Source organism: Janthinobacterium sp. PSRC1-1, assembly GCF_049897525.1.
GTDB classification, from domain to species: Bacteria; Pseudomonadota; Gammaproteobacteria; order Burkholderiales; family Burkholderiaceae_D; genus Janthinobacterium; species Janthinobacterium tructae.
In genome coordinates this window covers 155,722-162,044 of sequence record NZ_JAFCWK010000013.1, presented here as the reverse complement: position 1 = coordinate 162,044, position 6,323 = coordinate 155,722, and the positions used below count along the sequence as shown (strand labels likewise).

Annotated in this window: 8 protein-coding genes and 1 pseudogene; 1 reads left to right on the top strand and 8 read right to left on the bottom strand. The window is 61.4% G+C overall.

Features of this window, described 5'->3' with window-relative positions:
* A pseudogene (locus tag ACP7DW_RS24010) lies at positions 1-99 on the top strand (IS110 family transposase); the annotation flags it as partial.
* Between the two features lie 74 nt (positions 100-173).
* Here the strand turns inward: ACP7DW_RS24010 and ACP7DW_RS24005 are convergent.
* The 8 genes from ACP7DW_RS24005 to ACP7DW_RS23970 all read right to left on the bottom strand — a co-directional run bounded on the left by ACP7DW_RS24005 (position 174) and on the right by ACP7DW_RS23970 (position 6,307).
* The gene (locus tag ACP7DW_RS24005; protein ID WP_426056813.1) at positions 174-1,091 is read right to left on the bottom strand and encodes a class I SAM-dependent methyltransferase; all 918 of its coding nucleotides are present in this window, start codon (positions 1,089-1,091) and stop codon (positions 174-176) included.
* Positions 1,078-1,272, bottom strand: coding sequence for a Fe-S cluster assembly protein IscX (gene iscX, locus ACP7DW_RS24000; RefSeq protein ID WP_071076333.1), 195 nt, complete (start codon positions 1,270-1,272; stop codon positions 1,078-1,080). Before iscX ends, ACP7DW_RS24005 begins: the two co-directional genes overlap by 14 nt.
* Positions 1,273-1,614 carry an ISC system 2Fe-2S type ferredoxin gene (gene fdx / locus ACP7DW_RS23995; protein ID WP_035820570.1) on the bottom strand — a complete coding sequence of 114 codons (342 nt, stop codon included), beginning with the start codon at positions 1,612-1,614 and terminating at the stop codon, positions 1,273-1,275.
* Positions 1,615-1,677: 63 nt separating this feature from the next.
* A complete protein-coding gene (gene hscA / locus ACP7DW_RS23990; protein ID WP_426056816.1) occupies positions 1,678-3,564 on the bottom strand; it encodes a Fe-S protein assembly chaperone HscA in 1,887 nt (628 codons plus the stop codon).
* Positions 3,565-3,652: 88 nt separating this feature from the next.
* Positions 3,653-4,168 carry a Fe-S protein assembly co-chaperone HscB gene (gene hscB / locus ACP7DW_RS23985; RefSeq protein WP_426056817.1) on the bottom strand — a complete coding sequence of 172 codons (516 nt, stop codon included), beginning with the start codon at positions 4,166-4,168 and terminating at the stop codon, positions 3,653-3,655.
* A gap of 66 nt (positions 4,169-4,234) precedes the next feature.
* The gene (gene iscA, locus ACP7DW_RS23980) at positions 4,235-4,555 is read right to left on the bottom strand and encodes an iron-sulfur cluster assembly protein IscA (RefSeq protein ID WP_010399774.1); all 321 of its coding nucleotides are present in this window, start codon (positions 4,553-4,555) and stop codon (positions 4,235-4,237) included.
* A gap of 51 nt (positions 4,556-4,606) precedes the next feature.
* Positions 4,607-4,996, bottom strand: a complete 390-nt coding sequence (iscU, locus tag ACP7DW_RS23975) for a Fe-S cluster assembly scaffold IscU (protein WP_010399775.1) — start codon at positions 4,994-4,996, stop codon at positions 4,607-4,609.
* 54 nt (positions 4,997-5,050) lie between these two features.
* Positions 5,051-6,307, bottom strand: coding sequence for an IscS subfamily cysteine desulfurase (locus ACP7DW_RS23970; protein WP_426056820.1), 1,257 nt, complete (start codon positions 6,305-6,307; stop codon positions 5,051-5,053).
* Positions 6,308-6,323 lie beyond the last annotated feature (16 nt).

The window sequence follows — 6,323 nt, the reverse complement described above, 5'->3', positions numbered from 1 at the left end:
AAACTGATCATCGGCGCCATGATGCGCAAGCTGGTGCACGTGGCATTCGGCGTGCTCAGGTCGGGGAAAATATTTGATCCGGCCTTGCACGCCGCTTGACGGGGATAACAGTATCTACGCGGCCGTGACAGATTTTGTAGGTTGGATTAGCGGCTTGCCGCGTAATCCAACAATCAGGCCTGCGCCTTGGCCAATTCCTCGGCAAAGAAGCGGTGGCCCATCTCTTCCAGGCCCAAGGTCTGTAGTACTTCCTGCAGGCGCTCCGTCGGACGCTGCCGCGGCAAGTTTTTATAACTGGCGATGATCAGTTCATTCTTCATCGAATGTTCCCAGCCCACCAGCTCCGTCACGCTGACCTGGTAGCCATGCGCTTCCAGCTGCAGACAGCGCAGCACGTTGGTGATCTGGCTGCCGAACTCGCGCGTGTGCAGCGGGTGGCGCCACAATTCCGTCAAGACACTCTTGCCCAGGCTCTTGCCCTTGTTCTTCTTCAACACGGACGCCACTTCGGCCTGGCAACACGGCACCAGCACCATGAACTTCGCCTTTTTCTTCAGCGCGAAGTGGATCGCATCATCGGTAGCCGTGTTGCACGCATGCAAGGCCGTGACGATGTCGATCTGTTGCGGCAGCAAGTTTGATTCCGTCGATTCGGCCACGGACAGCGGTAAAAACGACATGCCGGGGAACTTGAATTTCTTCGCCAGCTCTTGCGAACGCTGCACCAGCTCTTCGCGCGTCTCGATGCCGTAGATGTGCGAACCGTCGTTGCCGTTCTTGAAGAACAGGTCGTACAGGATGAAACCCAGGTAGGACTTGCCGGCGCCGTGGTCGACCAGCGAGACGCCGGGGTGGTCGAGCTGCACTTCGCGCAGCAGCGGCTCGATGAACTGCGTCAGGTGGTACACCTGCTTGAGCTTGCGGCGGCTGTCCTGGTTCATCTTGCCGTCGCGCGTCAGGATGTGCAATTCCTGCAGCAAGGCGACCGACTGGCCATCCTTGATCTCGGGCATGTTGCTGGCGGCCGTGATGACGTCTTTCGGCGCAACGGCTGCGGTGGCGGCGGCTGCCGCGCCCTTAGCGCGCTTCATCGATCCACGCCATCTGTATCGCTTCGAGCACTTTTTCGCCGCCGCGCGTGTGGTCGTCGTCGAAGCCGTCCAGTTCCACCACCCAGTTATGCAGGTCGGTGAAACGCACGGTCAGGGGATCGATGTCCGGATGCGCATCGTACAGCGCCTCGGCGATCGCGTGTATGTCGGACCATTTCATTTAGTGGCTGCCTTCGCTGACCTGGTTGATCGTGTATTTCGGGATTTCGACGACGAGGTCGGCGTCGGCCACGATGGACTGGCACGACAGGCGCGACACGGCTTCCAGGCCCCAGGCCTTGTCCAGCATGTCTTCTTCCAGTTCCGTCGCTTCGTTCAGCGATTCGATGCCTTCACGCACCAGCACGTGGCAGGTGGTGCAGGCGCACGATTTTTCGCAGGCGTGCTCGATGTCGATGTCGTTTTCCAGCAGGATGTCGCAGATGGACTTGCCGGCCGGGGCTTCGATGACGGCGCCGTCCGGGCAAAGCTTGGCGTGCGGCAGGATAACGATTTGTGGCATGGTGTCTTCTTTCAGTCTGTCATTCGGAGCGCGGCCGCAGCATGTGCGCGGCGCGCTGTTCAATTAGTCTTGTACGACCTGGTCCAGCGTTTTTCCGGTCAGAGCGGTGCGCACGCTGCGGTCCATGCGGCGCGAGGCGAAATCCTCGGTGCCGTCGGCCAGCGCCTCGATCGCCAGCTTCAGGGCCTGGTGGTCGATGGCGCCGCTTTGCGATTGCGCAATGGCCTCGCGCACCTTGTTCATCAAGCCATCCACGGTGGCGCGCTCGGCGTCATCGAGCAAGCCGCCGTCTTCATCGAGCGCCGACTGCGTGGCCAGCAGGATGCGTTCCGCTTCCACCTGCTCTTCGCGCAGCGCGCGCGCCACCATGTCGACGTCGGCCGAGGTGTACGAATCCTGCAGCATGCGCGCGATGTCGTCGTCGCCCAGGCCATAGGCCGGCTTGACGCTGATCGACGCTTCCACGCCCGAGCGCAATTCGCGTGCCGACACCGACAGCAAGCCGTCCGCATCGACCTGATACGTGATGCGGATGCGCGCGGCGCCCGCCACCATCGGCGGGATGCCGCGCAGTTCAAAGCGCGCCAGCGAACGGCAATCGCTCACCAGTTCGCGCTCGCCCTGCAGCACGTGCACGGCCAGCGCCGTCTGGCCATCTTTAAAGGTCGTGAATTCCTGCGCACGGGCGCACGGTATGGTCGAATTGCGCGGAATGATCTTTTCCACCAGGCCGCCCATGGTCTCGATGCCCAGAGACAGCGGAATCACGTCCAGCAGCAGCCAGTCGTCGCCGGCGGCGCGGTTACCAGCCAGCAAGTTCGCCTGGATGGCGGCGCCCAGCGCCACGACTTTATCGGGGTCGATATTCGCGTGCGGCGTCGTGTGGAAGAATTCGCTGACGGCGCGCTGCACGTGCGGCATGCGCGTGGCGCCACCGACCATCACCACGCCGTCGACGTCGTCCGCATCCACGTTCGCGTCGCGCAAGGCTTTCTTGATGGCGTTCATGGTCTTGCCCACCAGGTGCTGCGTCATGGCGGCAAACTCCGTCGCCGTGATGCGCAGGTGAATTTCTTCGCCCGAGTTCAGGGCCGCGTCGATCATCGTTTCCGACTTGGTCGACAGCGTTTCCTTGATTTCGCGCGCCTTCACCATCAGGATCGCCGTGTCTTCGTCCGACAGTGGCGCCAGCTTGGCGTGCTCGCTGATCCAGCAGAACAGGCGGCGGTCGAAATCGTCGCCGCCCAGGGCCGAATCGCCGCCCGTGGACAAGACTTCAAAGACACCCTTGCTCAGTTTCAGGATCGAGATGTCGAAGGTGCCGCCGCCGAGGTCATACACGGCGTACACGCCTTCGGAGGCATTGTCGAGGCCATACGCGATGGCGGCGGCCGTCGGCTCGCTGAGCAGACGCAAGACATTGATGCCGGCCAGTTGTGCCGCATCTTTGGTCGCCTGGCGCTGCGCGTCGTCAAAATAGGCGGGCACGGTGATCACGGCGCCGACCAGGTCGTCGCCGAGGGAATCTTCCGCGCGCTGGCGCAGCGTGGCGAGAATTTGCGCCGACACTTCGACGGGGCTTTTCACGCCGGCCACGGTTTTCAGCTGCACCATGCCAGGCGTATCCTGGAAGTCGTAGGGCAGGTTTTCCGCGTAGGCGATGTCGGCCAGGCCACGGCCCATGAAGCGCTTGACGGACACGATGGTGTTCTTCGGGTCGGTGGTTTGCGCGGACAAGGCCTTGTAGCCGATGTTCGCATGGCCGTTCGGCAGGTAGCGCACGACGGAGGGCAGCAGGGAGCGCCCGTCTTCGTCGTTGAGCACCTCGGGAATGCTGTTGCGCACGGTGGCGACCAGGGAATTGGTGGTGCCCAGATCGATGCCGACGGCCAGGCGGTGCTGGTGCGGCGCGGTCGACATGCCTGGTTCGGAAATTTGCAGAAGTGCCATTGTATTCGTGCCTCGATTAATTTTGTGCGTGGTGCTGCTGATGCCTGTCGCGCATTATAAGACGCGCGCCGGACTGGCGCTTGGTCAGTCAGGCTTCCATGGCTTCGTATGCAAAACGGACTTCCTCGCCGAATTTGTCGAGGAACATCAGGGCGCGCACGCTTTGCGCGGCATTCACATAGTCGGCCCCGTCGAGCTGAGCCGCCACCTGGGCCAGCAGCGCCTTGCGTTCGCCGCGCAACTGGCGGTCCAGGGCGTCGAGCGCATCGGCATCCTTGCCGGCACGCGCATCGCCGAGTTCCTCGCGCCATTCCATCTGCTGCATCAGGAAGCTGACGGGCATGGCCGTGTTCGATTCCGTCTGCAAATCGACGCCATGGAGCTCGCACAGGTATTGCGCGCGCTTTTGCGGGCTTTTCAGGGTTTGATAGGCTTCATTGGCGCGCGTGGCCCATTGCATCGCCACGCGCTTTTCAGCGCTGCTGGCGTTGATGAAACGGTCCGGGTGGACCTTGCCCTGCACGTCGCGGTAGGCAGAGTCGAGCGCGCTCATGTCGAGCGAGAACTGCGCCGGCAACTGGAATAATTCGAAGTGATTTTGCATAATGGTCGGTGGTCGCTGTACCGCAATCGATGGGTACAGCGCACCGACCGGGGTCTTGCCAGCTGTTTAAATCCTAAAGGACTCGCCGCAGCCGCAGGCGTCTTTTTCGTTCGGATTGTGGAACTTGAAGCCTTCGTTCAAGCCTTCGCGCGCGAAATCGAGTTCCGTGCCGTCAATGTAAGGCAGGCTTTTCGGGTCAACGAAGACCTTCACGCCGTGCGATTCGAAGACGCTGTCTTCGGCCGCCACTTCATCGACATATTCGAGCTTGTAAGCCAGGCCCGAGCAGCCCGTGGTGCGCACGCCAAAGCGCAAGCCCATGCCCTTGCCGCGCCGTTCGATATAACGGTTGATGTGTTTCGCCGCTTTTTCGGTCAGTGTGATCATGTATTTCTCCGCAACTGCCCCGGCCTTGCGGCTGGGGCGGGCTGCCAACGTTTAAGCTGCTACTGGATGGCGGGTCTGGTAATCCAGCACTGCCGCCTTGATGGCGTCTTCCGCCAGGATGGAGCAGTGGATTTTCACTGGTGGCAGGGCCAGTTCTTCGGCGATCTGCGTATTCTTGATGGCCAGCGCCTGGTCCAGGGTCTTGCCCTTGACCCATTCAGTCACCAGCGAGCTCGACGCGATGGCCGAACCGCAGCCGTAGGTCTTGAATTTCGCGTCTTCGATCAGGCCGTCGGCGCCGACCTTGATCTGCAGTTTCATCACGTCGCCGCAGGCGGGCGCGCCCACCATGCCGGTGCCGATGGTGTCATCACCCTTGTCGAAAGCGCCCACGTTGCGCGGGTTTTCGTAGTGATCGAGTACTTTGTCCGAGTAAGCCATTTTGATGCTCCTTTAATATTCTTGCCGGCCCCGTGAGCGGAGCCTTCGTGATGGTTAGTGTGCCGCCCATTGGATCGAATTGATGTCGATCCCTTCCTTGAACATGTCCCACAGGGGCGACAATTCGCGCAGCTTGTGTACTTTCGATTTCAGCAGGTTCACGGCGAAGTCGATGTCTTCCTCGGTCGAGAAGCGGCCGATGGTGAAGCGGATCGAGCTGTGCGCCAGTTCGTCGCTGCGGCCCAGGGCGCGCAGCACGTACGATGGTTCCAGGCTGGCCGAAGTGCAGGCCGAACCGGACGACACGGCGATATCCTTGATCGCCATGATCAGCGACTCGCCTTCAACGTAGTTGAAGCTGACGTTCAGGTTGTGCGGCACGCGGTGCTCCATGTCGCCGTTGATGTAGACTTCTTCGATCTCTTGCAAACCCTTGGCCAGGCGGTCGCGCAAGGCCTTGATGCGGCCGATTTCGCTGTCCATCTCTTCCTTGGCGATGCGGAAGCTTTCGCCCATGCCGACGATCTGGTGCGTCGGCAGGGTGCCCGAGCGCAGGCCGCGCTCATGGCCGCCACCGTGCATCTGCGCTTCCAGGCGCACGCGCGGCTTGCGGCAGACGTACAGGGCGCCCACGCCTTTCGGGCCGTAGGTTTTGTGTGCCGTGAAGGTCATCAGGTCGACCTTGGTCTGTTGCAGGTCGATGACGACCTTGCCCGTCGCTTGCGCGGCGTCGCAATGGAAGATGATGCCTTTCGAGCGGCAGAACACGCCGATGTCGTCGATCGGCTGGATCACGCCGATTTCGTTGTTCACCAGCATCACCGACACGAGGATGGTGTCCGGGCGCACGGCCGCGGCCAGCTGTTCGACGGTGATCAGGCCGTTGTCCTGCGGTTCCAGATAGGTCGCTTCGAAGCCGATGCGTTCCAGTTCGCGCACCGTGTCGAGCACCGATTTATGTTCGGTCTTGACGGTGATGATGTGCTTGCCCTTGGTCTTGTAGAACTGCGCCGCGCCCTTGATGGCCAGGTTGTTGCTTTCCGTCGCGCCGGAAGTCCAGATGATTTCGCGCGGATCGGCGTTCACCAGGGCCGCCACGTAGCCGCGTGCCTCTTCCACGGCTTTTTCCGCCGTCCAGCCATACATGTGGCTGCGCGATGCCGGATTGCCGAACTGCTCGCGCAGGTAAGGAATCATTTTGTCGGCGACGCGTGGATCGATCGGCGTGGTGGCCGAGTAATCCATGTAGATCGGGAAATGCGGTGCGGTTTCAAAGTGCACTTGGCCTACGTTTTTTTCAGGGGCGTTCATCAATAACTCCAATGCA